Raw genomic sequence first — 26152 nt, forward strand, 5'->3', positions numbered from 1 at the left:
TCGCGAGCGCCTCCCGTGCGTAACGGTCGGCCCTTTCATACCGCGCCGCCTGGATCTTCCGATTCGTTTCGAACTCGCCAAGGTCCACCAACTCACGTGACGCACGCCAGAGTGCGTCGAACGACAGTGAATCGCGCTGCAGCGCCTGTTCGTACAGCGCGAGCGCCTGCGTGGGATTCCGCGCCGCACTGGCCTTGTCTCCACGCGCGATGAGGTCGGCCACTTCGCTGTTCACGGATGTCGCCACGCGTGTGGGCACGGCATGCGGTGTCACCTGCGCTTCGCCGGTGCCCGGCGCAGTGGCCATGACCAGTAACAGCGTCACACACCAGGGCGACAGGGCCGACGTGGCAGTCCCGACCGCACGTCGTGCAGGCACAAGCGATCGGGTGTAGGTTGGCAGCACGTATGGACGCTCGGACACTGATAGAACGGAAACGAGATGGTGGACGGATCACTCCGTCCGAATGGCGCGCCCTCATGAGGGCCTATGCGGCGGGCGAGGTGCCCGACTACCAGATGGCCGCGTTGGCGATGGCCATCTACTTCGTCGGACTCGATCGCGACGAAATCGTCGCCCTGACTGACGCCATGCTGACCAGCGGCGCCACCCTCGACCTCGATCACCTGCGCGTAGGTCGGGTGGACAAACACTCGACCGGCGGCGTGGGCGACAAGGTGTCGTTGGTACTCGCACCGCTGGTGGCGGCCTGTGGCGTGGCCGTGCCCATGATGTCGGGACGTGGCCTCGGTCACACTGGCGGTACCCTCGACAAATTGGAATCGGTCCCCGGATTTCGCACGGATCTTTCTCTGGCGGCTGCAACGAAGCAGATCGAGGCCATCGGGTGCGCCCTGATCGGCCAAACCCGTGAAATCGCTCCAGCAGACCGCAAGCTCTATGCCCTGCGCGACGCCACAGCGACCGTGGAAAGCATTCCGCTCATTTCCGCCAGCATCATGTCGAAGAAGCTGGCCGAAGGGCTGACCGGTCTCGTACTCGATGTGAAACACGGTTCAGGGGCATTTCTCCCCGAAGTGGAACGCGGACTCGAGCTGGCCCGCACCATGATCGCGCTCGGTGCCGACCATGGCTGCCCGGTGATCGCCCTGCTGACCGCCATGGATCGCCCGCTCGGACGCGCGTGCGGCAATGCGATCGAGGTGGAGGAATCCATCATGGCGCTGCGCGGTGAGGGGCCATCGGACCTCATGACCGTCACCTACGCGCTCGGCGCCGAGATGCTGGTGCTCGGCGGTGCGGCACGCACGCGAGACGAGGCCCGCCGCCGTATGGAAGTCGCTATTTCCAGTGGCAGGGCGGCCGAACGTTTTCAGCAGATCATCGAGGCGCAGGGTGGCAATCCGGCGGTGGTGGATGACCCGTCGCTGCTGCCGCAGGCGGCTGAGTGCGAGCTGTATCTCGCACCCCGAGGTGGTGTGGTGGCGCAGGTGGAACCCAAGACCATCGGGCGCGGCATCACCGCCCTGGGTGGTGGCCGCACCCGGGTGGAGGACATTGTGGACCCCTCGGTGGGCTTTGTGGTCTCGGCCCGTCCCGGCGACGTGGTGCGGGCCGGCGAACCGCTGGCGACCATCTTCGCACGCGATCCCGCCGGTATCGCTTCCGGGCGCGAGACGCTGGCCCGGGCCATTCGGGTGGCGGACGACGCCGATCCGCCGCTGCCCCTCATCAGTTACCGGGTCACCGAAGCCGGAGAGGAGCGTTGGGTGGACGAATGAGGGTGAGGGTGCATAGTTTTGGGGGTCAGCGGCTTCAGCCGCGCCCGACTTACCGGTGCTTTGCGCCCCAAGCCTTCACGCGATGCTCGCTCCATCCACCAATCGTCTCCTGAGCCTGGCCGCCGCTGCTGCGGTGCTGCCGTTGCTCGGCATCTACGCCCTGCTGCTGTACATCGCCACGCCGAGCGCCACGGGCGGCATGGAGCCGACGACCACGATGGTGTGCTACATCGCGGTCACGATCATCTTCGGCGCGCTGATCACGGTGGCGCTGAACTTCTCGCGCCAGCTGAGCCGCGAAGCGAAGGGTGAGTACCAGACGCCCTGATTCACGCGTCCCCGCTTTCCTGATCCCGGTTGTCAGCATGTGCTGATGACCGGGATTCTTGTTTTGGCGATTCTTGTTTTCGTGTGCGCGTACACGATCTTGGATGGTCCGTGTAGCTGAGCTATCTCCCGCGCCAGAGACTTCATGCACGATGCGCACGCCTTTCTGGCGAACCTGACGCTCGTTCTCTGCGTCGCGGCGTTCACGACATATCTGTTCCAGCGCATCCGGCAGCCGGTGGTGTTCGGCTATCTGGTGGCCGGTATGATCGTCGGTCCACACGTGGGTGTGCCCGTGTTCGCCGACCTGTCCATGGTCACCACGCTCTCCGAGCTGGGCGTGATCATGCTGATGTTCGGACTCGGGCTCGAGTTCAGTTTGCGCAAGCTGGTGCAGGTGGGCCCCACAGCCGGTGTGGTCGCGTTGGTGGACACCAGTGTGATGCTGGTCTTCGGCTATGGAGCGGGGCAACTGCTCGGGTGGAGCACGCTCGAGAGTGTGTTCTGCGGAGCCATCGTGGCGATTTCGTCCACGACGATCATTGTGAAGGCGTTTGCCGAACAGGGCGTGAAGGGACGTTTCACGGAACTGGTGTTCGGCATCCTGATCAGTGAAGACCTGATCGCCATTCTGCTCATCGCCGTATTGACCACTGTGGCCGCTGGTGGTGGTGTTTCGGCCGGAGAAGTGGGCATGACGGCCGGCAAGCTTGTGCTGTTCCTTGGCGGCTTCGTCGGCATCGGTCTGCTGGTGGTACCGAGACTGGTGCGCACCATCGTGCGCCTCGACCGGCCCGAGACCACACTGATCGTGAGCCTCGGCTTGTGCTTCGGGGGCGCGTTGCTGGCTTTGGGCGCCGGCTATTCGGTGGCGCTCGGTGCGTTCATCATGGGCTCGCTGGTGTCGGAGTCTGGCGAAGCGCGCCGCGTGGAGCACCTCATTGCCGGTGTGCGCGATATGTTCGGCGCGATCTTCTTCGTGTCGGTGGGCATGATGATCGACCCGCGTCTGGTGGCCGAAAACTGGGGGGCGGTGGTACTGCTGTCGGTGGTCGTCATCGCGGGCAAGCTCATTGCGGTGTCCACGGGTGCGTTCCTCACTGGCAACGATGTTCGGACGTCCACGCAGGCCGGCATGAGTCTCACGCAGATCGGCGAATTTGCGTTCATCATTGCGGCACTGGGCCTGTCGAGCGGGGTGGTACGTGAGTTCCTGTATCCCGTGGCGGTGGCCGTGTCTGCCATCACGACGCTCACCACGCCGCTGCTCATCCGCGCGTCGGGACCGTTCGCGTCGATGGTGGACCGGAACCTGCCGCGGCCGCTGCAGACGTTTGTGGGTCTGTACGGAAGCTGGATCGAACGATTGCGCGTGGCATCGGCCGATGCGGGGCTCGCGCCGCTGATCCGTCGCAAGGTGATCATGCTGGCGGTGGATGCGCTGCTACTGGCCGGCGTGGTGATCGGCGTGGCGTTCGCGAAGGCACCGCTGGCGGGCTATGTCGCGAGCACCACTGCGCTCTCACCGGCCGTGAGCACAGTGGTGTTGTATGCGATCGCTGCGCTCGTCGCGGCCCCGTTAATCGTGGGCATCGTGCGTGTGTCGGCGGCGTTTGCGTCGCTGCTGGCGTATCGCGCACTGCCGCGGGCCGAGGGCAATCGACTCGACTATGCACAGGCCCCGCGGCAGGTGCTGATGGCCACCCTGCAGCTGGCGCTGGTGACGGTGAGTGGCTTGCTGGTGGTGGTGGTGACAGGCCCCTTCGTGCCGCTCGGGCGCGGCGCCGTGGTCCTCGCGCTGGTGGTGGGTTGGCTGGGCGTGGTGTTCTGGCGCAGCACCGCCAACCTGTATGGGCACACGCGGGCCGGTGCGCAGGTGCTGATTGCCGCACTGGCCAAGGGGATGGTGGCCCATCAGGAGGCTCACGGGGCAGAAGAGGCCGTGGGTGGTACACCGCCGCCCCGCGATTTCAGTATGGTCCATCGCGTGCTGCCTGGATTGGGTGATCCGGTGCCGGTGCTGATGCTCGCCGAAAGCCCTGCCGTGGGGCGCACGCTGGGTGAGCTGCAGCTGCGTTCTCTCACGGGTGCCGTGGTACTCGCCATCACACGCGGCGAAGAGCAGGTGATGTTGCCCGTGGGGAGTGAGCGGCTACTGGTGGGAGATATCGTCGCGCTGGCCGGCTCGAGCGAAGCCATCGACGCCGCGCGCCTGATGCTGCAATTGGGTTGATCCGACGTTGACGGTCAGCCTCCGGAGCGGAGTGCATGGCCTGACCCGGCGAGCGCTTCCTCCAGCATCTGAATCCCCTTGGGCCCCATGCCGTGCATGGCCGCGAGGTCGGCTCTTGTGTACCGCGTCAGCGCCTGCATGGACGAGATACCTGCGTGCGCGAGGGCCCGCAGCGCAGGACCCGAGAGTCCCACGGGAAATGCGTTCTCATTCGGGTGCGTCTTTTCACGACCGGTGGTTTTTGGCATGGTAAGAAGCAGATGGTGAAGCCAGAAGTTCGCTCTCCCTTCGCACGATTGCTATCATGACGTCAGTTCGCAGCACCGACCCCACCACGTTGCTCGCCGGCGTGCACGTTGTCACTATCGCGCAGAATGCGCCGGGGCCGCTCGCCGTGCAGCGCCTTGTGCAGCACGGGGCATCGGTGTGCAAGATCGAACCCCCGCAGGGTGATCCGCTGCTCACCATTTCGGAGTCATGGCACGCCGAGATGCACGAGGGTGTGACCATCGAGCGTGTCGATCTCAAGTCGGCCGATGGACGAGCCACGCTGCACGCGCGACTTCAGACCGCGCAGATATTCATCACCAGCCAGCGACCGGCTGCGCTTGCGCGGCTCGGACTCGATCCGGCGTCACTGCACGCCGCGTTTCCGGCACTCCGCGTGTTGCGCATCGTGGGTCGACTCGATGCGCCCGATGAAGCGGGGCACGACCTCACGTACCAGGCCACTGCCGGATTGATCGGAGCATCGATGCCGTTGGCCCTCGTTGCCGACGTGATGACCTCCGAGCGCGCCTTCGCTGGTGTGCTTGCCCTGCTGCGCATGGAAGCGGGCAGCGTGATGGACATCGGCATGGTGGAGAGCCTGGCACCCATGCAGTCCACGCTGCGGCACGGACTCACGGTGCCGGGCGGCACACTTGGTGGCGGGCTGCCCCGCTATGCGCTGTACGAATGCGCAGAAGGGCAGGTGGCGGTGGCCGCGCTCGAACCGCACTTCGCCGCGCGGCTGCGGGATGAGCTGGGGTCGGATGAAAGCGCGACGCTGGCGGCACGCTTTCGTGAGCACACCGCCACCGCATGGGAAGCGTGGGCGAAGGAGCGGGACCTGCCGATTGCTGCGGTCCATTCGGCTGGCCATGAGGGGATTGGCTGAGAGATTGCGCGTGTCTGGGTATCCCTCTTCGACGCCCAGAAATGTCCAGACTCGCTGCCCGTCCGTCCCGCCTCGCCGTCAGGTGTGCTCTCTCGCTCACGCTCATCGCGCTCGGCGCATGCGGCGGCGGTGGTGACAGCCCCTCCACCGGCACGCCAACCCAGCCCACCACACCCACAACGCCCAATCCGCCGGCGACCAACAACACACCGGCCTCTGTATCGATTGTGGCCGGTGATGCGCAGTCGGGAGAGTCAGGCACGCGTTTGCCCAACGCGCTCTCGGTGCTCGTGCGCAACAGCGCGGGCACACCGGTGTCTGGTGTCACGGTCGACTTCAGCGTCGATTCCGGCGGCGGTTCGCTGAGCAGTGCGAGTGCCACCACCACTGCCGAGGGTGTCGCCACGAGCGGACTGTGGACGCTGGGCGCAGTGGGCAACAATGTGGTGATCGCTCGCGTGGCGTCGCTGCCGGTGGTGAAGTTCCGCAGCATCGCAGTGAGCCCCGCCGTGCGCACGCTCATCGAGCGCACCACCATGCCGGCCGGGGGCGGCACCATCACGTACCGCAAGCCAGGCGATCCGCTCGACGGACTCACGGTCACCGTGCCTGCCCGGTCGTATGCCACAGCCACATCGTGGACCATCACCGCTGATTCGGTCACGCGCCCCACACTGCCTGCGGGATTCACGCAGGTCGGGCCCACGCTCACCGTGGACAACGGTTCGGCGCACGCCGACAGCATCATGTCGCTCTCAATGCCCACCGCGGCCGCAACGGATGACGCGGTGGCGCCATTCTACTTCGACGCGGCGACGGGCTACCTCGAACCCATTCCCATCGTGGAGCGGAGTGCGGGCACGGTGGGATTGGCCACCCGCCACTTCTCGCGCGACCTCCTCGCTCTGCCTGGTGTGGACCCGGGGGTGAGTGCGGCACGCAGCGCCCTCATTGCCGGCGGCGCCGCGCTGCGTGCCTTCGGCGCCGTGAAAGTAGTGTGGGTGAAGACCCCACGCGCGCAACTGGCCGGTACATACACCTCTGGCTTCATGGCCGGACAGGACAACTGGGAGTTCGAGAATCGCGGACACTTCGCCTCACCGCGCGGTAGCTGCGAAGGCATGAGCATCACGGCGCTGCACTACTGGTACTTCCTCAAGCGCAATGGTGCACCATCGCTGTACCATCGCTTCGACAAGTCGCTCACCGACTTGCTCGACAACGTGCAGGGGCAGCGCTACGCCTCCGCCGTACAGGCCGACTACCTCGCGTACGCAGCTGCACATGGCGACCAGGTGCAGAAACTCATCACCGAGGCCACGCAGCGCGGCACCAAGCTCGAGGAACTCACGCCCAGCTGGATCGTGCTCACCCTCAAGCTGCTCAAGCAGCCGGTCCTCATCGGACTACTCGGCGAGTCGGCCGGCCACGCTGTGATTGCCACCGCGGCCACGTACGATCCGGCCACTGCCGTCACCACGGTGACATTCGTCGATCCCAACGTGCCCACGCAGTCGCGCACCATGCGCTTTCAGGGTGGCACGCTCACGCCGGTCGCGCTCTCCACGAAGGCGAACGATCCGCAGATCACGTTCACGCGCGCGTATGCCATCGCAGTGTCGGCCGAGCTGCCGCTGGCGGACATCTCCAGGCGATGGGCTGAGTTCCAGCAGCAGCGGGCAGGGGCCAATCTCTATCCGGCCGACTATCGCGCCGAGTATCTGAATCCGCTCACCGACAACTGGGAGCGACTCACGGACACGGTGCGCACCACCGCGGAGCGTTTCCTCATCCGGCACATCTGTACGTCGTGCAAGGCGCCCACGCGTGGTGGAGCTCCGAACGAACATCCCCTGCGGCTGTGGGATGGTGGCGGCACTGTCAGTGTACCGCAGCGCTATGTGGAGAACGAACCCGGTACCGAGTCGTATTACGCCGAGCTCGAAGCCTACACCGATGTGGACCACACTCGCGCCTCACAGCTGGATGCAAAGCGCTTCACCGTCGTGTACAGCCCGGTCAAGCTCATTGTGCCCACCACCGATCCAACGGTTGGCGGTTCGGAAACCCTGCGTGTCGACGCCGGCGCGCTCGCCGCACCAGGCGTCACGTACACGTGGCAGACCACCGATGGTGCGCCCGATGTGACCACCACCGTGCCGACGTTCGTGTTCAGCCCGAAGCAGCCAGGAGCGATCTGGGTCACCGTCCTCATGAAGGACGCGAGGGGTGTGCTCATCGCGAAGCCGTCCGCCGCGCGTGTGGTAGGACTGCGTCTCACGCTGTCGCCACCTGCCGGTGTGCTCTCGCGCAACACATCGGTGACCTTCGTGGTCTCCTCACCGGACTACCCGCTCGCCTCGCTCCGCAACAAGCGATTCTCCTGGTACATGAGCACACCAGACGGCGACGTCGAGGAGTACACGGACGGCCCCACGCTGACACTTACGTTCAAGGGCACGGGAGCGGTGAGCGCGGAAGTGCGTGCGTACACCTTCGGCGAAGACTCCATCAGTGTGCCAATTGGACAGGTGACGGGTCAGCGATACAACGTCAGCGACATCCTGCCCACGTGGAAGTTCACGTCGTTCACCGTGCAGATCGACAAGTCGGGCCCCAATCCGTGGCTGAACAATCCGTCAATTGGCAGCACGCAGCATTTCACGCGCCCCGAGCAACTGTGGACGGAAATTCAGAGTGGCCTGAAGCGCGGCGGCTTCCTCTTCCTCGAGCGTGACTCCACGTTCGGCACACAGAACCGTTCGGCCACGCTCAAGCGTCGCGGCATCTACTTCGTGGACACCGACCAGCCACTGCTGTCGGCGGATGACGTGTCGCGCTATCTGGACATGCCGCCGTTCGGCACCACGCTCAACACGAGCAGTCAGCCGCAGGTGCGCGCCAACTGGTTCACCAATCCGGTCATGCCCTTCCGGGCCGCCGATGCCGCCAATCTGGACGAGAGTTACACGTTCAACGGCACCATCACGAGCGGAAGCCTGACGAGCACCTTCTGGAACTGGCAGTTCAGCACCTTCAAGGGCAACGGCCTCACGCTGTGGTTCCCATTCGAGACGCGACAAATCAGCGTGACTTTCAATGGCAACACCGCCACCGGCACGGTCACCGTCATCAGCCGCGACTTCGACCATTCCCTCGAAGTGCTGCCGCGCCCTGAGACCAAGCGCTGGACCATTTCGGCGCGCTTCACAGCCGAACGGGTGAAGTAGCTCCGCCGCGTGGTCCAAAGACGGTTCGCTCCGGCGGCCAGGCCTCACACGGTCTGGCCGCCGGTCCGTTTGAACCCTTTGGCACCAACCGGCATCCAACGCCGTAGGGACCGGAACCAGCGGGGATGTGGCTCCTTGACAGGTCTCAACTACAGGTGTAAAACTACACGTGTAGTAACAACCGGAGCCTCCATGTCTGAGCAACACAGCTTCACCGCCCTCCAACTCGCCATCCTCCGTGTGCTCTGGGAGCGTGGCGAGGCTACCGTCGTCGAAATCTGGGAGGCGCTGCATGACGAGCGCGGCCTGGCCCAGACCACGCTGGCCACCATGCTCTCCCGTCTGGAGAAGCGCGGGGCCGTGAGTCATCGCACCAGTGCCCGGCAGTTCGTCTACCGCGCCGTGGTCAGTGAAGACACGGCCCGACACTCGATGGTCAGTGAACTCACCTCGCGCCTTTTCGAAGGCGACGTGCCCTCCCTCGTGAGTCACCTGCTCACCTCGCAGGACATCAGCCCGGGCGATCGCGAGCGCATTCGCGCCATGCTCGATGCTGCCGACCCCTCCCATTCACGCAAGCTGGAGTCCGAGTGATGGAATCGATGACGAGGACGATGTTGGCATGGCTGATGACCTACGCCATCCACAGCACGGCGCTGCTTGGTGTCGCGTGGCTGCTCTCCCGCTGGGGACGCTTGTCCATGCACACGGTGGACTTCATCTGGAAGCTCGCGCTCGTTGGTGGGTTGCTCACCTCCACCGCGCAGTTGGCATTCGATGTGCGCCCCTCGGGCTCATTTGCGCTCGAAAGCACACGCCGTGCCGCGCCCGCGGTGACGAGCCGCGATCTGACGGAGTTGAAGGACGAACGTGCAGGCCTGCCCGCAGATGCATCGACGCATACGGCCGCCGCCGAGCACCAGGACATCGCATCGGGCGCTCCAGTTCCGGCAGCGCCTGCATCGGTCGAACACACACTGAGCACACGCGCCAAGGTGGAACTGTTGTTCTTCGGTGCATGGGCATTGGTGGCCCTCACGCTGGCGCTCGTCTACATCGCCCGCCGTCTCATGCTCGTGGGGCGCCTGGCCAATCGGCAACACATCACCGAAGGCACGCTGCCCGCTCTCCTCGACACGTTGTGCCGCACCGTGGGCTTTCGCTCGCACGTCGCACTCACGTCGGTGAACACCATCTCCAGTCCGGTCGCGTTGGGACTTCATGAAATCTGCGTTCCCGAAGCGGCGATCACGGACCTCAGCACCGATGAGCAGCGTGGCCTGCTCGCGCACGAACTCGCGCACCTCGCGCGCCGCGATCCCGTGTGGCTCGATGTGGCGTCGCTGATGGAGCGAGTGTTCTTCTTCCAGCCACTCAACCGGCTGGCCCGCCAGGAGATTCAGCGCAACGCCGAATTTCTCTGCGATGACTGGGCGGCTGAACGCACGGGCAACGGTCTGCCACTGGCGCACTGCCTGGCGCGTGTGGCTGAATGGATCGAAGCGTCGCCGTTGGGCGTGCCCGTGGCCGGCATGGCCGAGCAGCGTTCGTTGCTGGTGACCCGCATTGCGCGCCTCATTGAAGGACGCCGGGCCGGTTCGCCGATGTCACGTGTGCTCACTATCGGTACGGCTACGGTATTGCTGTCGGCCGTGGTGGCAGCGGCGCCGGGCGTGCGTCGCGTGAATGCGCCGGCGCCGTCCGAAAGCGTGGCGGCGGTGGACCCGGCAAACGAGCGGGACGAACAGCCCGTTGTCGATGAGCCCTCCCACGAAGACAAGGCCAACCGCAACGGCAAATCCGAAGCCGACGATCCCGCTGTCGTGGCCGCCCTCGTGGCGCGCCTCAAGGATGCCGATGCCGGTGTGCGCCGCGCCGCGGCCAGCTCGCTGGGCAACCTGCGCAGCAAGACTGCCGTCACCGCACTCATTGCCGCCATCGACGACGGCAACAAGGAAGTGCGCGTCGCGGTTTGCCAGGCCCTCGGCAACATCGGTGATGCGCGCGCCGTGCCCGCCCTCACGCGGCTGCTCACCGACCCGTCGCCGGAAGTCCGCAACCGCGCCATCGATGCGCTCGATGAATTCGCCGATGAACTGAGCGCCAGGCAGGTCCTGCCGAGCACGCAGGATGCACGCCCCGAAACACGGGCCAAGGCCGCCGAGCTGCTGGGTGAGATCGGCGATCGAGATGCCATCCCCACGCTGCAGAAGCTGCTGAAGGACAGCTCGGAAGATGTGCGCACCGCCGCGCTGGAATCACTGTGCGAACTCAAGGCGCTACTGAGTACCGCAGAACTCTCCACCCTGTTCAACGATCCGTCGCCCGATGTGCGCCGCGCCGCGCTCGAGTATGTGAAGGAACAGCCGTCGCTCGGCAACGTGGCCACCATCCGCCGCATGATGAGCGATTCGGACGAACATGTGCGCGAACAGGCAGTGGAGGCGCTGTCGGAATTGCGCAGCCCCGAGGCACGCACCGCCCTGCGTGAGGCGCTGACCTCCAGCGACCCCGCCGTGCGCCGTCGCGCCGCCGAAGCGCTGGGAGAGCGGCCATGAGCCCCGTGCGCATCGGGATTGCCGCTGCTGCCGTGGTGGCCATGGGGTGGACCACCGTGAGCGCCCTGGAGCATGCGTCGGGCACCAACCTGCCGTCCTTGCAGTCGCTCAGCGAACCGCGTCGCACCGGCCCGGATTCCCTGCGCGTGGCCTCACTCTTGGAGGCGTTGGACAAGGGCGATCCGCTGGTGTGTGAAGTGATGGCGGAACGTATCGGCAACTGGTGGGGCAGTGGCGGCGGTGTCGGCACCTTCAGCGACGCGAAGCCTAACCTGGCTGCCGCCCGCGATTCCCTCAGCGGTCGCATCGAGCACGCCGGCACCATCAACCTGCTGACCAAGTCGTTGGCGCATGAGAACCCGTGCGTACGCCAACTCGCCGCACGGTGGCTCGGTCGCAGCACCATCGAGACCGCCCGTCTGGTGAGTCTGCTCGACGATCCCTCCCCGCGCGTGCGGGAAGCGGCCGCCTATGCCATCGGCTCGGGTGAGAAGCGAAAGGCGATCGCCCCGCTCGAAAAGATGCTTGGCCGCGCCGCTGGTGCCGAAGCAGCCATGGCCGCATGGGCATTGGCCGAGGAAGATGACGTGGCGTCGGTACCCGCGCTCGAGCGGGCACTCCGGCACGATGATGCCCGGGTACGTCGTGCGTCCGCATACGCTTTGGGTGAAATCGCTTCACTGCGGGCGCTCGAGCCGCTCAGCGCCGCGCTCCGTGACAGTGACGCTGAAGTGCGCTACACTGCGGCTCGCGCCATCGGCGAACTCGATGATCTCGAACACCCGCCTGCCGCCCTGCTCGAAGCCTGCCGCTCGAACGATCGTAGGCTGGCACGCATCGCCGCCATGACGGTGGCCGAGCTGCACGACCCGGCCACGCTCGACCTGCTCATCTCCCTCGCGGACATGGACGACCGCGATGTGCGGGTGCATGTAGCCGAAGCGCTTGGCCAGATCGGCTCGGCCAAGGCCAACGCGCCCCTGATGCGCATGCTGCAGGACCAGGATGCCGAAGTGCGCCGCGCCGCTGCGGAAGCCCTCGGTGAACTCCGCGAGAACGCCACGCACGACCAGTAGTCGCGACACAACCTCCCTTCCCAGTTCGCGTTCCCGCCGCGCGACACCAGCGCACCCCTCCTTCCCGTTCATGTCCGCATTGTTCGCCCGTGCGACGACTCTGCTCGTCGCACTTTCACTCGGCGCGTCTACTCAAACCGAAGCGCAGGCCGCGCTCGGCAATGCCACACCCACTGTCAGCGCCTCGGTACCGTCTGCGCGTCTGTTCGTGTCGGAACCCGGCCGTGCCGAGGCCTCGCGTATCACCAGCCCCATTCACCTCGACGGTAAGCTCGACGAAGGTGCCTGGCAGACCGCCCGCTATGTGAGTGGACTCATTCAGCGTGAGCCGGCGGAAGGCTCGCCGGAGAGTGACTCCACGCTGGTGACGTTTGTGTATGACAATCAGGCACTGTACATCGGTGCCCGCATGATGAGCAGTCACCCCGAGAGCATCCGCCCGCTGGTGGCTCGCCGCGACAAAGAGGGGAGCGCGGAGCAGCTCATTCTCTCGTTCGACACGTTTGGAGATCGCCGCACGGCGTACACGTTTTCGGTCACCTCCGGTGGTGTGCGTGTCGATTACTACCATGGCTCCGACTTCGAGAATTCGCGCGACTACACCTTCGACCCGGTGTGGGAAGTGCGCACGACAGTTGACTCCAAGGGGTGGACCGCCGAGATGCGCATTCCGTTCTCTCAGTTGCGCTTCAGCGCGGCCGATGAGCAGAACTGGGGCGTGAACATCGTGCGGCTCGTGCCGGACCGGAACGAGTCCGACTACTGGATGCTGGTCAAGCGCAACGAGACGGGATGGTCGTCCCGTATGGGGCAACTCACCGGGCTGCGTGGCATGCGCGCTCGCCAGCGCCTCGAAGTGCTGCCGTATGTGGCGAGCGACACGCGCGCCAAGAGCACGGTGAACGCCGCCAATCCGTACGACCTGAAGAATCGCAGCGAGGTGCGAGCGGGTGGTGACGTGAAAATCGGGCTCGGCCCCAACGCTACGCTGGAAGCCACCATCAACCCCGACTTCGGGCAAGTGGAGGCGGATCCGGCCGTTGTGAATCTCTCCGCGTTCGAAGTGTTCTTCGATGAACGTCGGCCCTTCTTCACCGAAGGCACGCAGCTGCTCAACGCACGCGGAAACTTTTACTCGCGTCGCATTGGTGCGCCGCCGCCGCTCAATCCCGGCGGCACATACGCCGACGTACCGCACAACACCACCATTCTCGGTGCGGCCAAGGTGTCAGGACGCTTGCCGTCGAAGCTGTCGTTTGCCGGACTCACGGCCCTGAGCGCGCAGGAGAATGCGCGTGTCTTCAATGCCGCACAGAACACCGAGACTACGGCCGAAGTCTCGCCGCGCACTCTGTATGGCGTGGGTGTGGTACAGCAGGAGTTTGGCAAGGATGCGTCCACCGCGTATGCCATGTTCACCGCTGTGGAGCGTGATCTCACCAATGGCAGCCAGGCCGAACGTGTGCTGGCGCAACGCGCCTACACGGGGTTGGCCGACACCCGCCTGCGGTGGGCTGGCGGTGGGTACGATGCGAGTGCTTTCATCGGGTTCAGCCACGTGTCGGGGGATTCTCTCGCACTGTTGTCGCAGCAACGTTCCAGCCGACGCTTCTTTCAGCGTCCCGATGCCGGCTATGTGCAGGTGGACCCCAGCAAGACGTCGATGAATGGGTTCTTCGCCGGCATCAACCACAGCAAGCTCAGTGGCTCATGGTTGTGGGATCTCGACTTCTCGGCCGAATCGCCGGGCTATGAAATCAACGATGCCGGACGACTGGGCGGCACGGATGACATCAACCAGTCGTCCAACCTGCGGTATCGCGAGACCAAGCGCGGCAAGTACCTGCACAACTGGGACCTTGGTGTGTCGCAGTTCGCCGGCTGGAACTTCGGTGGCGTGAACAACTACACTGGCTTCGAAGCGTACAGCAACCAGACACACAAGAATTTCCTTCGCTCGTGGGTGGAGCTGGGTTTCAACCTTCCGGCCACATCGGACGATCTCACGCGAGGCGGCCCACTCATGCGCGTGTACGCGAGCCAGTCGCTGGGCATGGGCATCCTGAGCCGTTCCGGTGCGCGCACGAGCTGGTCCTTCTCGTCCGGCGCTTCCACTTCCAAAGATGGTAGTTACACGCTGCGCGTGGACGGTGCGCTGACACTGCGCCCGGGCACGCGCGTGGAGTTGTCACTCACCCCATCGCTCAATCAGAGCGAAAACGCGCGCCAATACGTGTCCACACGCACCGGCGGCCCGGCTGCGACTTTTGGTTCGCGCTACATCTTTGCGCATGTGGACCAGGTGCAATACGGTCTGCGCTTCCGGCTCAACTTCGCGCTCACACCCAACCTCACGTTCGAGACGTACGCCGAGCCGTTCGCGGCCAGTGGTCGCTATCACGACTACGGGGAGCTCGGTGCGCGCCTCGATCGCGACCTGCGCACATACGGCACCAATGGCACCACGATCAGCGGGCCAGACAGCACCGGATCGCGTGTGGTGACCGATGGCGCGGCCAGCTTCACGCTCGTCAACAATGACTTCAATCTGCGTTCGTTTCGCAGCAACGCGGTGATGCGTTGGGAATGGCGGCCCGGGTGCACGCTGTTCGTGGTGTGGCAGCAAGACCGTTCAGCGCAGCGTACGCGTGGCCTCACCGTGCGCCCCGCCGCGCTGTGGGATGCCCTGAGCGCTGATGGCACGCAGGTGCTCGCGCTCAAGGCCAGTTACTGGTTGCCGCTTTCGTTTCGCTAGACTGTCGGTCGGTGGGGACGCTCAGCGTCCCCACTCCCAGCCAGCATGAATGGATGCGTTGGGTCCCCACGTTTCCACCGTGTACGACGTGCCGTTGAGCGAGGGGGAGCCCGACACCACGTGATTGCGGGTGAAGGCCGCCGTCGGGTACACGTAGAAGTGTTTGCCGAACTTCACATAGTATCCGCCGGACAGGCCAACGCTCAATGGACGGAAGCGCGTCTCGCCGCCCAGCGATTCCGAACGCAACCGCCAATTCTGGTTGAGTACCACTGCCGCCAGTGCCGGCCCACTGCGCATCGGGCCCCGAAAGCGATAGCCGATGCGCATCACCTGCACGGAAGTGGACCGCGCCTTCCACTTGGCCACATCATTGTTCTTGTCGCCTTCGGTGAGAAAGCGCGGCACGTCGTAGCTGCCCGTGCCCACGGCCACCTGAAAGCCGTTGCGCAGGGAGAGGTTCACGATTCCCGAGTACCCACCGATGAAGAACGAGATGGCATCTGCCTCGGCGGCCACGGAATACGCCGGCCGTTCGGTCTTGGTCTGGGCATGCACGGCGAATGGTGCGAAGGGCAGCAGCATGAGCGCGCCCAGCAGGCGCGCCGGCAGGTATGAGTGCAGGAGGTTCATTGGTAGGTCCTTGAGCGGTGGAGGGTGACCCGCGCTCCCGGCGGGTGACGGAAGGCTATGGTCATACCGCGTGGCGGTCGTTGACCGGAGGCGCCATCTTCCTGGTCATTCCCGCCAGCCTGGGCGTGCCTCCACTTCATGCCGATGCCCGACAGCACGCTTGCCGCGACCATCGTCGTGGACATGTTGCAGTACCTCGAAGCCCGTGGCCTGCCATCGGTGGTCATTGCGCGCCGCTGTGGCATCGACTTGCCGATGCCATTGGAGACCGACGCCCGGGTACCGGGCCGGCAGGTGGAGCGTCTCTGGGCCGCCGCGGTGGAAGCCACCGGCGACGAACTGGTGGGACTGCACATGGCCGAGGACTACAGCCCGGGGACGTTGGACATCCTGGGGTATGTGGTGCTGAGTTGCCGCATCATTGGGGACGTGCTCGATCGGTTGTCGCGCTATGTGCGGGTGCTGAATGACGGCTTGCGAGTGACCATCGTCTGCGAAGGGGCCATCACGTATTGTCGGCCGTCGTTCATCACGTCCATCGACAACTACCTGCTGCGCCGGCCTACTGAGGCCATCGATGCGCTGTTTGGCGGTATCGCGCGCGAGTTGCGACGCCTGGCGTCAACACCGCTGTTGGCGCAGGAAGTGTGGCTCAGGCGGCCGCATCCCGGCGACGATGCGCACGCAGGGTATGAACGGGTGCTCGGTGCGCCGGTGCGCTACGGAATGCCAGAAGACCGGTTCATTCTGCCCACATCGCATCTCGCTGAGCGCGTACGGTCGGCCAACCCGATGCTGCTGGCGACGTTTGAGCAGCATGCCGATGCGCTGATCGCCGCGCTCGACCGACCCGCGTCCCGCTCGCACCAGGTGACACAGGTGCTGGTGCAGCGACTCAAGGGCAGTGTGCCGCCACTCAGCGAGGTCGCGCGTGAACTCGCCATGAGTGACCGCAACCTGCAGCGGGCCCTGCGCAACGACGGCACCTCGTACCAGAAGTTGCTCGACGATGTACGCCGCGATCTCGCGCTGCGTCATCTGTCGGCGCCGGGCACGTCGGCGAGTCAGGTGGGATTCCTGCTGGGGTTTTCGGAGCCCAGTGCCTTTCACCGCGCCTTTCGTCGGTGGACGGGCAAGGCGCCGGGAGCGTATCGCGCTGCGACTTGAGGGCGCGGTCGCGGGTGTGATGGCCCCCTCTTGCGCTTTTGATAGGTCTTCCTAAATATACAACCATATGGTTGTACGTTCTCGCCTCACCGACGCCGAACTGGACCGCCTGTTCCGGGCACTGGCTGACGCCACACGTCGCGACATCGTGGCGCACCTGTTTGCGGACGAGCCGGCCTCGGTCTCGACGCTCGCCTCGCGCTACGACATGTCCTTTGCCGCCGTGCAGAAGCACGTGGCGGTGCTGGAGGAGGCTGGACTGGTGACCAAGCACACGCAGGGGCGCGAACGCATTGTGCGCGCCAACCCCGAACGTCTCGCACAGGCCCGTGGCTTGCTGATGCAACTGGAGCAGTTGTGGATGTCCCGCTTCAGCCAGCTCGACGCCATTCTCGCAGAACCCCGCCCGCCCAAGGAGTGAGCATGCCCATCACCGAAGTGGTGTCGAACGCCCAGGATCTCACACTCACCATCATCGCGGACTATCCCGTCTCGGTGGAGCGGCTATGGGATGCATATGTGGACCCGCGCCAGCTCGAACGCTTCTGGGGACCCGAGCAGTGGCCCGCCACATTCACGCGGCACGACGTGGCCGAGGGCGGTGAATCGCACTACCACATGACCGGTCCCGACGGCACCAAGGCGCCGGGTTGGTTCCGTTTCACTGCCGTTGAACCGCACAAGCGCATCGCGCTCGTCGACGGTTTCGGCGAAAACGGAACCCCCACCCCCGGCATGCCCACCATGGAAATGGTGTTCACGTTTCATAGCACCGACACCGGTTCGCGTTTCAGGAGCGTGACCACGTTCCCCAGTATCGAGGCGATGGAACAGTTGGTGCAGATGGGTATGGTGGAAGGCATCAAGTCGGCGATGAGTCAGACCGATGCCGTACTTGCGGACCTGCACTCGTTTGCGGTGGGTCGCATCACCGATGCGCAGATGTTGAGCGATACGCAGGTGCGCGTGAGCCGTGTCATTCGTGGCAACATCGAGCAGGTGTGGCAGGCGCACCATGATCCCGCGCTGGTGCCCAGGTGGCTCACCGGACCAGACGGCTGGACCATGCCCGTGTGCCGCACCGCGAACACGGTGGGCGACCACTATCGCTACGAGTGGGAGAAGACCGATGGCACCGAGCGCTTCGGTTTCGAAGGCGAGCTGCTCGAAATGGCCGGGCCCTATCGTGCGGTGACCACCGAAGAGATGATCGACACCGGCGGTCCGTCCACGCACAACGAGCTCACGCTCACGCCAGTGGAAGGCGGCACGTTGCTCAGCCTCGTCATCACGTATCCCACCAGGGAGCTGCGTGACATGATTCTTGGCACGGGCATGACGAAGGGCATGGAAACGAGCTACGCACGGCTCGAGGGAGTGCTGCAGGCGGCGTAGGGATTCATGGTACGGGTGGCGAAGAACGTCTATGGGCCTTCGCCGCCCGATACCTTCTCACTACTGGTTCGTCGCTTGAATTGAGATGGTGGCAGTCCATCTGGTCATGGAAGTTGAGTAGGGCATTGGTCCAATGAGACTTTGGCCTGTCAGGCTTTCCCGTGCAATTTGTAAGGGAAAGGTGCATTCAGGTTTCCGCACGACATTCCGATTGCTCAGGATAGGCCCCTCGCGTGTCGCGATGCCGTCGCACCGGGACCCTGTCTTCGATATCGAATTCAATGCGCGCCCGTACCGTTCGTTGGTCGCAACGCTCCGGTTGGTCTGATCAGACCACGCCCGTCCCCGCCTTCACACCCGAGTCAGGGGTCCATCTACTTCTCGCCTTTGGTCCCATCGCCGCCCCTTCATCCGCATGGTTCGCCGACGCTGCCCGACGATGGCCGGATGCCCCACTGGTCTATGTGAGTGCGGGTGGGCAGATCGATGACGGCGCCGTGTTGGAAGACGAGGTAGTCGTGACGGCTTTGCAGTTCGACTCAGTGCAGGTACGGGTCGTCGTGAAAAGCGGAGCGGGAATCATCCCGTGTGAAGAGCTCGGGACTGCGTTGGCGACGGACCTCGCGTCCGATCCTGCATTGCGCCACGCCCTCGTATTTGTCGATGGCTTGCACGTCAATGGCGCGGCATTGACGCGTGGCATCAATCGGGGATTGCCCCCGGAAGTCACGCTCTCCGGTGGTCTGGCGAGTGATGGCACGAACTTCGTGACGACAGGCGTCGGCGTCAACGGACCGCCCATTCCCGGACAGGCCGTCGCGATCGGTTTCTCAGGTGATGCGCTTGTCGTGGGCACGGGGAGTGCCGGAGGATGGATCCCCTTCGGTCCTGAGCGGCTGGTGACCCGCGCCGAAGGTCCCGTTGTCTATGAACTGGACGAAGAGCCGGCACTGGCAACCTACAAGCGCTATCTGGGGGGACTCGCAGCGGAGCTGCCCGGAAGCGCACTGCTCTTTCCGCTGTCCCTGGGAGACTCGGATCTTGGTGGATCGGTGGTGCGCACCATTCTTGGCATCGATGAACAGGCCGGATCGCTCCGATTTGCCGGTGACGTACCACCCGGAAGCAAAGTGCGCCTGATGCGTTCCACCAATGACCAGTTGCTGGATGGGGCATCGAACGCGGCGGCGTCGGCACTCGCCGCCATGGATGGTGTGTCACCACAACTCCTGCTCTGCATCTCCTGCATCGGCCGCCGTGCAGTGCTCAAGAGCCGTGTGGAAGAAGAGGTCGAGGAGGTGCTGCAGCTCGCACCCATGTCGATAGTCAGCGGGTACTACAGTAATGGTGAAATCGCTCCCGGTCTGCCGCATCGTCCAGCGCAATTGCACAACCAGACGATGACGATCACCGCCATGGGTGAGCGCTGATGCATCAGACGATTCTCCGGCAGATCCGCCGCCTGCGCGACCAGGAAACCCCGTCGGTTGGAGTGCAGGCGGTGCTTGAAGCCGCGAGCCGGGCGCTGTACGACCTCGAACGCGACCGGGATGTGGCGAGTCGGACCATGGACGAGCTGTCCCGCGAACTCGAAGACCGACTGGAGGCGATGCGTCAGTCTGAGCTGCGCTATCGCACGCTCTTCGACATGAGTCCGTATCCCAGCGTGCTGTTGCGTCGCGCCGACCGCATGATCCTCGGTTGGAATGCGGCGGCCGCCCGGGCATTCGGATGGGAGCGGCTCGAAGTCATCCACCGCGCTTTCGATACGCTGGGCATTTGCGCCGGAAGCTGCCCTTTGGGCAAGGCGGTGACAGGCAAGGGTTCGATCGATCCACACATGGTGCAACGCGCTACCCTCAACACCCGATCCGGTGGTTTCATCGAGGTGGAAGCGCAAGCAATGGTCATGATGCTCAACGACGGTGAGTCGGTCCTCCTGATTCTCCGCGACGTGACCGCACTTCATGAGGCCGAGCGTTCCGCGCGTGAGAGTGCTGCGCGATTCAGCGCTTTTTTCGATCACGCCGGTATCGCTGTCCAACTGCTGACCCTCGATGGCACCATCACTGAAGCCAATCCCGCGTGCCGCGAAATTCTTGGCTACGGAGCCGAAGAACTCACCGGGCACCCCATCACCGCACTGCTGGATCACACTGATACCGATGCATTTCCGGAAGCCTGCGCCGAAGTGACGTCTGGTATACGGGACTCGGTCGCTGTGGAACTGCCGTTCGTGCATCGGAATGGGAGCCGAGTGTGGGCTCAGGTGACCCTCGCGCGCGTACATCGGGACGACGGAACCCGGCTGATGGCCATGTTGCAGGACGTGACCGGTCGCAAGCGCATGGAACTCCAGCTCGAACGTCAGGCATTCCGGGATGATCTGACGGGGTTGGCCAATCGCGTGTTGTTCCGGGATCGATTGCAACATGCACTCGAGCGCCGGTCTCGCACCCGCTCCGATGTCGCGGTGTTGTTGCTCGATCTCGATGGCTTCAAACGAGTCAATGACTCACTTGGGCATGCAGCGGGTGACGAACTGCTGCGCATCATCGGGCAACGTATCGCGGCGTGCGTGCGCGTTGGTGAGACCGTTGCGCGATTGGGTGGCGACGAGTTCGCCATCGTCATCGAGTCGATGCAGTCCCCGGGCGAGCCTCAGCAGCTTGCCGAACGACTGCTGCAGGCCGTTGCCATGCCCGCGCAGATCTCTTCGCGAGAAGTGGTCGTCAACGTGAGTATCGGTATTGCGATCGCGCAGCCGGCCGAGGACGGAGAAGCGGTTCTCCGCGATGCGGATACCGCCATGTATGCGGCCAAGGGCGTGGGCAAGCAGTGCATACGAACCTTCGATCCCAGCATGCACGCCAACGCGCTCACGCGGATGGAACTGGAACAGGACCTGCGGCGCGCGCTTGCCAACAAGGAATTCGTGCTGCACTTCCAGCCCCTCGTGCACCTCAACTCGGGAATTCTGCGAGGGTTCGAGGCGCTGGTACGTTGGAATCATCCGCAGCGGGGAATGGTCTCACCGGGAGACTTTCTGGCGGTCGCCGAGGAGACCGGGCTCATCGTCCCGATCGGACGCTGGGTACTCTACGAGGCGTGCGCCCGTGCTGCGTCATGGGTGACGGAACCGGGTGGCGATGGTCCACTGGTGTCCGTCAACCTCGCCGCTCGTCAGGTCGATCATCCTGACCTGCTCGACGATGTGCGGCGTACGCTGAAAGAAACGAAGCTGGCCCCGCATCGCCTGATGCTGGAAATCACGGAGAGCGAGGTGATGCGCAACCCGGAAGTCGCACGCGGGCGCCTGCAGGCATTGCGTGAGCTGGGCATTCGCGTCGCCATCGACGACTTCGGTACCGGATATTCATCGCTGAGCCATCTTCAGTACTTTCCGGTGGATGAACTCAAGATCGATCAGTCTTTTGTCGCCCGTCTCGACCGCGGAGAGCGGGAAGTCTCTTTCGTGCGCACCATGGTGGCGCTCGCGCACTCCCTCGATGTGGAAGTGGTGGCGGAGGGCATCGAACTGACGTCGCAGAGCGAAACACTGGAACGACTTGGTTGCCACACCGGTCAGGGCTATCTGTTTGGCCGTCCCCTCGATGCGATGGCGCTGCAGGCGTATCTGGCGCGGTCGCCCCTCGCATCAGCATGCCCGGAGCCTCAGGCCGCCTGAGGAGAGTCGGGGATCCCGCTCACGAGACCTCGGCGCTTTGGGGCGGGAGCGAGTAGGAGTCTACTCGCCGGGTCGACAGGCGCAGCGTATATATGGGCGCTGCATCTGATCCCGTTCAGGAGGCTTCAGTGGTGTCTGTTTCCGGTCGTGTCCTTGCCGCATCCTTCGTACTTCATGCGCTGTCGTTCGCGCCTGTGTGTCTCGCGCAAAGCGCGGGAGTAGACAATCGAGCCGTGATCGCCGTGGCTGACTCGGTGCTGGTGGCGCTCTCCACCGGAGACAACGCCACGCTCAGGCGACTCACCATCGATTCTGCCATCGTGGGCACGGTTGGCGTGCGCAATGGGCAGGAGCGCATCCGGATCGGATCGTGGGCACCGTACACATCGCGCTCGGGGCCATCGGAGTTCACCGAGCGAGGCTTCGGTGCAACCGCGCGCGTGCAGGATCGCGTTGCGCAGGTGTGGATGCCGTACGATCTCTACGTCGGCAAGGAGTGGTCGCACTGCGGCGTGGATGTCTTCACCCTGGTGAAGAGCAACGGTCGCTGGCAGGTGGCTTCACTGATCTACACGATCGAACAGCCGCCGGCGTGCAAGAAGCATCCGTCTGGGCCACCGCCGGTGTGATGTATTGGCGGCCGTCAGAGCATGCGATGCATGACGTACAAATCGACGAGCCCCCGCTGCTGATGCCGGAACGCCTTGGGGATGGTGCCGACGATTGCGAAGCCCAACCGCTGCCATAGGGCAACCGCTCGGGTGTTCGTGCTGACAACAGCATTGAACTGCATCGCTTCGAAGCCCGCCGCCCGTGCTACGGCGAGGCTGTGCTCACCGAGTTGGAAGCCGATACCATGTCCCGAACGACCTGACCGAACCATGTAGCCGGCGTTGGCCACGTGAGAACCCAGCCCTCGCTGATTGGCCCTGATGGCATAGGTCCCGACAATCTCGCCATTCTGCTCGGCGACGTAGGTGGAGAGCCCCGCACCCGTCCAATAGTCCCGGGCGCTCTGCTCCGGGACATTGGGTTCCAGCGTGTAGGTGTCTCCCGTGGCCACGACCGCACGGATGATCGACCAGAGGGCTGGCCAGTCGGCGTCGGTTGCTCGGCGGATAGTCAGGGACGAGGGCTGTTCAGGCATGCAGAGATGTCGCAGGCATTCGCTACCGCGTCAACCATCCCCGCGTACGCGCCGTGGCAATCGCGAAAGGGGTCAGCCAGAACATCGTGAACGAATAGAACAGGCTGTACGAGAACATCCACATCGAACGGCGCCATGAGTGGGTGATGGCATAGTACGCGGCTGGAATCAGCGAGAACGCCGCCACACTCACAATCATCGAACTGAAGAACAGCGTCGGATACGAAGACAGCACCATCGCCGCCGCCAGCAGCGCTGGATATGCCCAGAGCATCTGGATCCACTGGTTCACCAGCAGGATGCGCGGGCGGATGCGCTCGGCCTTGCGATACTTCGTGAACGCGAACCCCGACATCGCGATGTTCTCGCGCACGTTACTGCGCTCCCAGCGCGTGTACATCTTGCGCAACCCGCGATAGTTCTCCGGCGTGTTGGTGTACACCACCGCGTTGCTCTGGAACAGGACGTGCTTGCCCTGCTTCAGAATGAGATTCGTCATCGCGCGGTCTTCGCCGATGTCACTCGGCACACCCAGAAAGGTCTGGTTCATCCAATCGTCCAGGCAGGCCCGCACGCAGTCGCGGCGATACGCCGCGAGGGCACCTGGGGTGCACAATACTGACCCCATTGTACTCTGCGCCGCGCGGATGACGCCGAAACTGTAGGCGAAGCTCACGCTCAGCATCTTAGGGATAATCGCCTTCTTGTTGTTGAGCACCTTCACGTTGCCGCCCACCCCGCCACAATCCGGGTTCACGAAAAACGGCGAGACCAGGTTGCGGATGGTATCCAGCTCCACGACCGAATCACTGTCGATGGTGACGAAGACTTCGCCATCGCCATGCGTGAAGCCCCAGTGCAGCGCCTGTCGCTTGCCCATGTTGCGCGGCAGACGATGAATGGAGAGGAAGCCGCCGAGATGGTAGGATGCGCGCTGGATCCACTCCCAGGTGTCGTCCGTGCTGCCATCATCGATGGCCAGCACTTGCAGCTTGTGTCCAGGGTAGCGGCTGTTGGCGATGCTCATCAGCGTATCGAACACCAGACGACCTTCGTTGTATGCTGGTACGATAACGGTGCAGGTGGGCAACTCTTCGTCAGAGACCGACGGCGTCGCCCGATAGCGAAAGAAGTGCACCAGCATGAAGCCCACGAAGCTCACCTTGAATGTGAGCACCGTAATGGACAGGACGATGGCCGCGGCGCCCCAGGGCGTGGTCAGCAGCGTCTCGCGCAGCTCGTCGAGCTGATGCTGGAAGCGATAGAACACGAACATGCCGGTCGCGAGCAGCAGCGCGGTATAGGCATGAATGAGCGCATCGGGCGCGCCCTGCGGCTGGGCCGCCTTCTTGTGGGGCAGCTCCCACGTCGTGATGGGGGATGACATCCGGTCACCCGCCCAGGAGAGCGCCGGCAATGAGCAGCGATGTGGCGGAATGGAATGCGTTCGACATAACGACTTCCTGTATTGAGACGAGAGCGCGTTGTGTGTGCGGATTGGGTCCATGCCCGTGGCACGGTCTGCCTCATCCATAGCAACGCGTGTGCCGTCTCGTGAAGTCGGCTTATGTCATTGTTGGGCAATCGGTTGAGGCATTTCCCCTATGCGGAAGGGGACGGACTCTGCCGGGGAATCGGGGAAAGTTTCCCGGGTACAACGGGTGCTCAGTCGATTCAGCGACGCGCCCCATCGCTCGCCGCCAAGTGATCAAGCACGTCGAACACCAGCGCCTCGGCGTCGAAACCCTCTTCGATCGCCCCCATCACGCACACCGTCGCGCCGCCGAGCTCGAACGCGCGGAATGCACTGGCGCTGTAGCAGGGCCCGCCGCCGTTGTGGCCCGCGATGAGTCCCCAGGGCGACTCCGGATCACCCATGAGCCCAAGACCGTAGCTTGGCTTCCCATAACGCGAAGCGGCCTCGTGCTCTGTCGGAACCGTGACCAGCTCCATCATCTCGGTGATTGAGCGCTGTGACAGCAACGCTCCCCGAAAAAGACCGTCGTAGAAGCGCACCACCTCTGAAGCGGTGGAGGCAATGACGCCGTGTGATACCCAGCCGGGATGGTAGAGCTTGCGCACGTCACGCGGGGTTCTGTCCGGCGACAGCGCGGTCGATGTGCCCGGCGCCAGCGCGGAGAGATCGTCGATCGATTCGACGACGGAGGTTCGAGACAAGCCAAGCGGGCCGGCGATGCGCTCCGCCACGAGCGCGCGATAGGGAACGCCGGTGACGTCCTCTGCGATGCGCCTCAGCAGCATGTAGCCAGGATTTGAATAGGCCCATCCCTGACCGGGTTCGAAGAGCAGACCCTTGTCGAAAGTCTCGGCCGCGAAGCGCTGGAACGACCAGGGGGTCAACGGTGAGGTGCGCAGATCTTCGTGATATGCGCGCAAGCCACCGTAATCGGGGATCCCGGCTGTGTGGTTGAGCAGTCGACGAAGCGAGATATGGTCCGCCTGATCGATGTCCGAAAACCATCGTGCCAGCCGATCATCGAGGTTGAGCTGTCCCTCTTCGCACAGCTCGAGGACCAGCACGGCGGTGAAGGTCTTGGTGATGCTGTACGCCAGGAACGCGGGTTCCCGGTCCGATTGTGGGACCCAGCATGACCGCGGTTCAGCACCGGGTCGCTCGATGATTGCCACGCTCGCGAAGCCGCGCTTCTTCGCCGCTGCCGCGAGCATCTCGGGCAATTGGTTCAAGTCTGACACCGGTATCGAGTTCTGGATCACCTAAGGCGAGCTTCTGCATCGGGCGCTCGCTTGTCGCGACCGCGCCCCGACGTACAGTCAGCGCTCCGTTCGCGGGGAAGACCGGTGTGCGGCCGCCCTGATCGCGAGCAGATAGGCGTACAGCGGATTGACGGCTTCTGCACGCTGGAAGACCGGCGCATTCCGAATCTGGCGAGCGGCGACGCTGTATGTGGCCGTGAGCACGATGCTCGTACCCGGTTCGGGCAACGCGACTGCGAGGAATTGCGCATGCACAACGAGCGTGGTGTCGCCACCAGTCACCCGTGGCAGCGTGCGCAGCCCGG

22 protein-coding genes are annotated in these 26152 nt (G+C 64.2%); 15 read left to right on the forward strand and 7 right to left on the reverse strand.

Annotated features, from left to right (window positions below; translation table 11 throughout):
- Window positions 1-307 (reverse strand): hypothetical protein (locus VGE27_RS00870; RefSeq protein WP_331047736.1); only part of this gene is annotated, 307 nt, incomplete at its 3' end.
- Between the two features lie 101 nt (window positions 308-408).
- On the opposite strand from VGE27_RS00870, the gene VGE27_RS00875 reads away from it, so the two are divergent.
- The 3 genes from VGE27_RS00875 (at window position 409) to VGE27_RS00885 (ending at window position 4303) form a co-directional block, all read left to right on the forward strand.
- On the forward strand, window positions 409-1743 hold the full coding sequence (locus VGE27_RS00875) for a thymidine phosphorylase (protein ID WP_331047737.1): 1335 nt from the start codon (window positions 409-411) through the stop codon (window positions 1741-1743).
- Window positions 1744-1825: 82 nt separating this feature from the next.
- Window positions 1826-2071, forward strand: a complete 246-nt coding sequence (locus VGE27_RS00880; protein WP_331047738.1) for a hypothetical protein — start codon at window positions 1826-1828, stop codon at window positions 2069-2071.
- Window positions 2072-2215: 144 nt separating this feature from the next.
- Entirely contained in the window at window positions 2216-4303 is a 2088-nt protein-coding gene (locus VGE27_RS00885) for a cation:proton antiporter (protein WP_331047739.1), read from the forward strand.
- Window positions 4304-4317: 14 nt separating this feature from the next.
- Here the strand turns inward: VGE27_RS00885 and VGE27_RS00890 are convergent, their stop codons facing one another.
- Window positions 4318-4551, reverse strand: coding sequence for a hypothetical protein (locus VGE27_RS00890; protein WP_331047740.1), 234 nt, complete (start codon window positions 4549-4551; stop codon window positions 4318-4320).
- A 56-nt stretch (window positions 4552-4607) separates the two neighbouring features.
- On the opposite strand from VGE27_RS00890, the gene VGE27_RS00895 reads away from it, so the two are divergent.
- The 6 genes from VGE27_RS00895 (at window position 4608) to VGE27_RS00920 (ending at window position 15081) form a co-directional block, all read left to right on the forward strand.
- Window positions 4608-5462: a CoA transferase gene (locus tag VGE27_RS00895; RefSeq protein ID WP_331047741.1), complete on the forward strand. Its 855-nt coding sequence runs from the start codon at window positions 4608-4610 to the stop codon at window positions 5460-5462.
- Window positions 5463-5503: 41 nt separating this feature from the next.
- A complete protein-coding gene (locus VGE27_RS00900; protein WP_331047742.1) occupies window positions 5504-8692 on the forward strand; it encodes an Ig-like domain-containing protein in 3189 nt (1062 codons plus the stop codon).
- Window positions 8693-8884: 192 nt separating this feature from the next.
- Entirely contained in the window at window positions 8885-9286 is a 402-nt protein-coding gene (locus VGE27_RS00905) for a BlaI/MecI/CopY family transcriptional regulator (RefSeq protein WP_331047743.1), read from the forward strand.
- Window positions 9286-11250 carry a M56 family metallopeptidase gene (locus VGE27_RS00910; RefSeq protein ID WP_331047744.1) on the forward strand — a complete coding sequence of 655 codons (1965 nt, stop codon included), beginning with the start codon at window positions 9286-9288 and terminating at the stop codon, window positions 11248-11250. Before VGE27_RS00905 ends, VGE27_RS00910 begins: the two co-directional genes overlap by 1 nt.
- A complete protein-coding gene (locus VGE27_RS00915; RefSeq protein WP_331047745.1) occupies window positions 11247-12326 on the forward strand; it encodes a HEAT repeat domain-containing protein in 1080 nt (359 codons plus the stop codon). The genes VGE27_RS00910 and VGE27_RS00915 overlap by 4 nt, the downstream gene beginning before the upstream one ends.
- A gap of 70 nt (window positions 12327-12396) precedes the next feature.
- A complete protein-coding gene (locus tag VGE27_RS00920; protein ID WP_331047746.1) occupies window positions 12397-15081 on the forward strand; it encodes a DUF5916 domain-containing protein in 2685 nt (894 codons plus the stop codon).
- Between the two features lie 21 nt (window positions 15082-15102).
- On the opposite strand, the gene VGE27_RS00925 is transcribed toward VGE27_RS00920, so the two are convergent.
- Window positions 15103-15714 carry a hypothetical protein gene (locus tag VGE27_RS00925; protein WP_331047747.1) on the reverse strand — a complete coding sequence of 204 codons (612 nt, stop codon included), beginning with the start codon at window positions 15712-15714 and terminating at the stop codon, window positions 15103-15105.
- 144 nt (window positions 15715-15858) lie between these two features.
- On the opposite strand from VGE27_RS00925, the gene VGE27_RS00930 reads away from it, so the two are divergent.
- The 6 genes from VGE27_RS00930 to VGE27_RS00955 all read left to right on the forward strand — a co-directional run bounded on the left by VGE27_RS00930 (window position 15859) and on the right by VGE27_RS00955 (window position 22593).
- Window positions 15859-16881 carry an AraC family transcriptional regulator gene (locus tag VGE27_RS00930; RefSeq protein WP_331047748.1) on the forward strand — a complete coding sequence of 341 codons (1023 nt, stop codon included), beginning with the start codon at window positions 15859-15861 and terminating at the stop codon, window positions 16879-16881.
- Window positions 16882-16948: 67 nt separating this feature from the next.
- The gene (locus VGE27_RS00935) at window positions 16949-17302 is read left to right on the forward strand and encodes a metalloregulator ArsR/SmtB family transcription factor (protein ID WP_331047749.1); all 354 of its coding nucleotides are present in this window, start codon (window positions 16949-16951) and stop codon (window positions 17300-17302) included.
- Between the two features lie 2 nt (window positions 17303-17304).
- On the forward strand, window positions 17305-18276 hold the full coding sequence (locus VGE27_RS00940) for an SRPBCC family protein (protein ID WP_331047750.1): 972 nt from the start codon (window positions 17305-17307) through the stop codon (window positions 18274-18276).
- A gap of 281 nt (window positions 18277-18557) precedes the next feature.
- Window positions 18558-19706, forward strand: coding sequence for an FIST signal transduction protein (locus VGE27_RS00945; protein ID WP_331047751.1), 1149 nt, complete (start codon window positions 18558-18560; stop codon window positions 19704-19706).
- Entirely contained in the window at window positions 19706-21964 is a 2259-nt protein-coding gene (locus tag VGE27_RS00950; RefSeq protein ID WP_331047752.1) for a putative bifunctional diguanylate cyclase/phosphodiesterase, read from the forward strand. The genes VGE27_RS00945 and VGE27_RS00950 overlap by 1 nt, the downstream gene beginning before the upstream one ends.
- Window positions 21965-22197: 233 nt before the next feature.
- Window positions 22198-22593, forward strand: a complete 396-nt coding sequence (locus tag VGE27_RS00955) for a hypothetical protein (RefSeq protein WP_331047753.1) — start codon at window positions 22198-22200, stop codon at window positions 22591-22593.
- 14 nt (window positions 22594-22607) lie between these two features.
- On the opposite strand, the gene VGE27_RS00960 is transcribed toward VGE27_RS00955, so the two are convergent.
- From VGE27_RS00960 to VGE27_RS00975, 4 genes are all read right to left on the reverse strand, one after another.
- Window positions 22608-23090, reverse strand: a complete 483-nt coding sequence (locus tag VGE27_RS00960) for a GNAT family N-acetyltransferase (protein WP_345787955.1) — start codon at window positions 23088-23090, stop codon at window positions 22608-22610.
- A gap of 43 nt (window positions 23091-23133) precedes the next feature.
- Entirely contained in the window at window positions 23134-24498 is a 1365-nt protein-coding gene (locus VGE27_RS00965; protein ID WP_331047755.1) for a glycosyltransferase, read from the reverse strand.
- Window positions 24499-24785: 287 nt separating this feature from the next.
- On the reverse strand, window positions 24786-25847 hold the full coding sequence (locus VGE27_RS00970; protein ID WP_331047756.1) for a serine hydrolase domain-containing protein: 1062 nt from the start codon (window positions 25845-25847) through the stop codon (window positions 24786-24788).
- Between the two features lie 57 nt (window positions 25848-25904).
- The coding region (locus VGE27_RS00975; RefSeq protein WP_331047757.1) for a hypothetical protein at window positions 25905-26152 on the reverse strand (248 nt) is incomplete at its 5' end.

This window comes from Gemmatimonas sp. (genome assembly GCF_036405635.1).
Classification (GTDB): Bacteria; Gemmatimonadota; Gemmatimonadetes; order Gemmatimonadales; family Gemmatimonadaceae; genus Gemmatimonas.

Coding starts and splice junctions, on each gene's coding strand:
- VGE27_RS00930 (WP_331047748.1), top strand. CDS start 15,859: ATGCCCGACAGCACGCTTGCCGCGACCATCGTCGTGGACATGTTGCAG.
- VGE27_RS00885 (WP_331047739.1), top strand. CDS start 2,216: ATGCACGATGCGCACGCCTTTCTGGCGAACCTGACGCTCGTTCTCTGC.
- VGE27_RS00905 (WP_331047743.1), top strand. CDS start 8,885: ATGTCTGAGCAACACAGCTTCACCGCCCTCCAACTCGCCATCCTCCGT.
- VGE27_RS00920 (WP_331047746.1), top strand. CDS start 12,397: ATGTCCGCATTGTTCGCCCGTGCGACGACTCTGCTCGTCGCACTTTCA.
- VGE27_RS00895 (WP_331047741.1), top strand. CDS start 4,608: ATGACGTCAGTTCGCAGCACCGACCCCACCACGTTGCTCGCCGGCGTG.
- VGE27_RS00940 (WP_331047750.1), top strand. CDS start 17,305: ATGCCCATCACCGAAGTGGTGTCGAACGCCCAGGATCTCACACTCACC.
- VGE27_RS00900 (WP_331047742.1), top strand. CDS start 5,504: ATGTCCAGACTCGCTGCCCGTCCGTCCCGCCTCGCCGTCAGGTGTGCT.
- VGE27_RS00875 (WP_331047737.1), top strand. CDS start 409: ATGGACGCTCGGACACTGATAGAACGGAAACGAGATGGTGGACGGATC.
- VGE27_RS00950 (WP_331047752.1), top strand. CDS start 19,706: ATGCATCAGACGATTCTCCGGCAGATCCGCCGCCTGCGCGACCAGGAA.
- VGE27_RS00910 (WP_331047744.1), top strand. CDS start 9,286: ATGGAATCGATGACGAGGACGATGTTGGCATGGCTGATGACCTACGCC.
- VGE27_RS00925 (WP_331047747.1), bottom strand. CDS start 15,714: ATGAACCTCCTGCACTCATACCTGCCGGCGCGCCTGCTGGGCGCGCTC.
- VGE27_RS00965 (WP_331047755.1), bottom strand. CDS start 24,498: ATGTCATCCCCCATCACGACGTGGGAGCTGCCCCACAAGAAGGCGGCC.
- VGE27_RS00945 (WP_331047751.1), top strand. CDS start 18,558: ATGCGCGCCCGTACCGTTCGTTGGTCGCAACGCTCCGGTTGGTCTGAT.
- VGE27_RS00915 (WP_331047745.1), top strand. CDS start 11,247: ATGAGCCCCGTGCGCATCGGGATTGCCGCTGCTGCCGTGGTGGCCATG.
- VGE27_RS00935 (WP_331047749.1), top strand. CDS start 16,949: ATGGTTGTACGTTCTCGCCTCACCGACGCCGAACTGGACCGCCTGTTC.
- VGE27_RS00880 (WP_331047738.1), top strand. CDS start 1,826: ATGCTCGCTCCATCCACCAATCGTCTCCTGAGCCTGGCCGCCGCTGCT.
- VGE27_RS00890 (WP_331047740.1), bottom strand. CDS start 4,551: ATGCCAAAAACCACCGGTCGTGAAAAGACGCACCCGAATGAGAACGCA.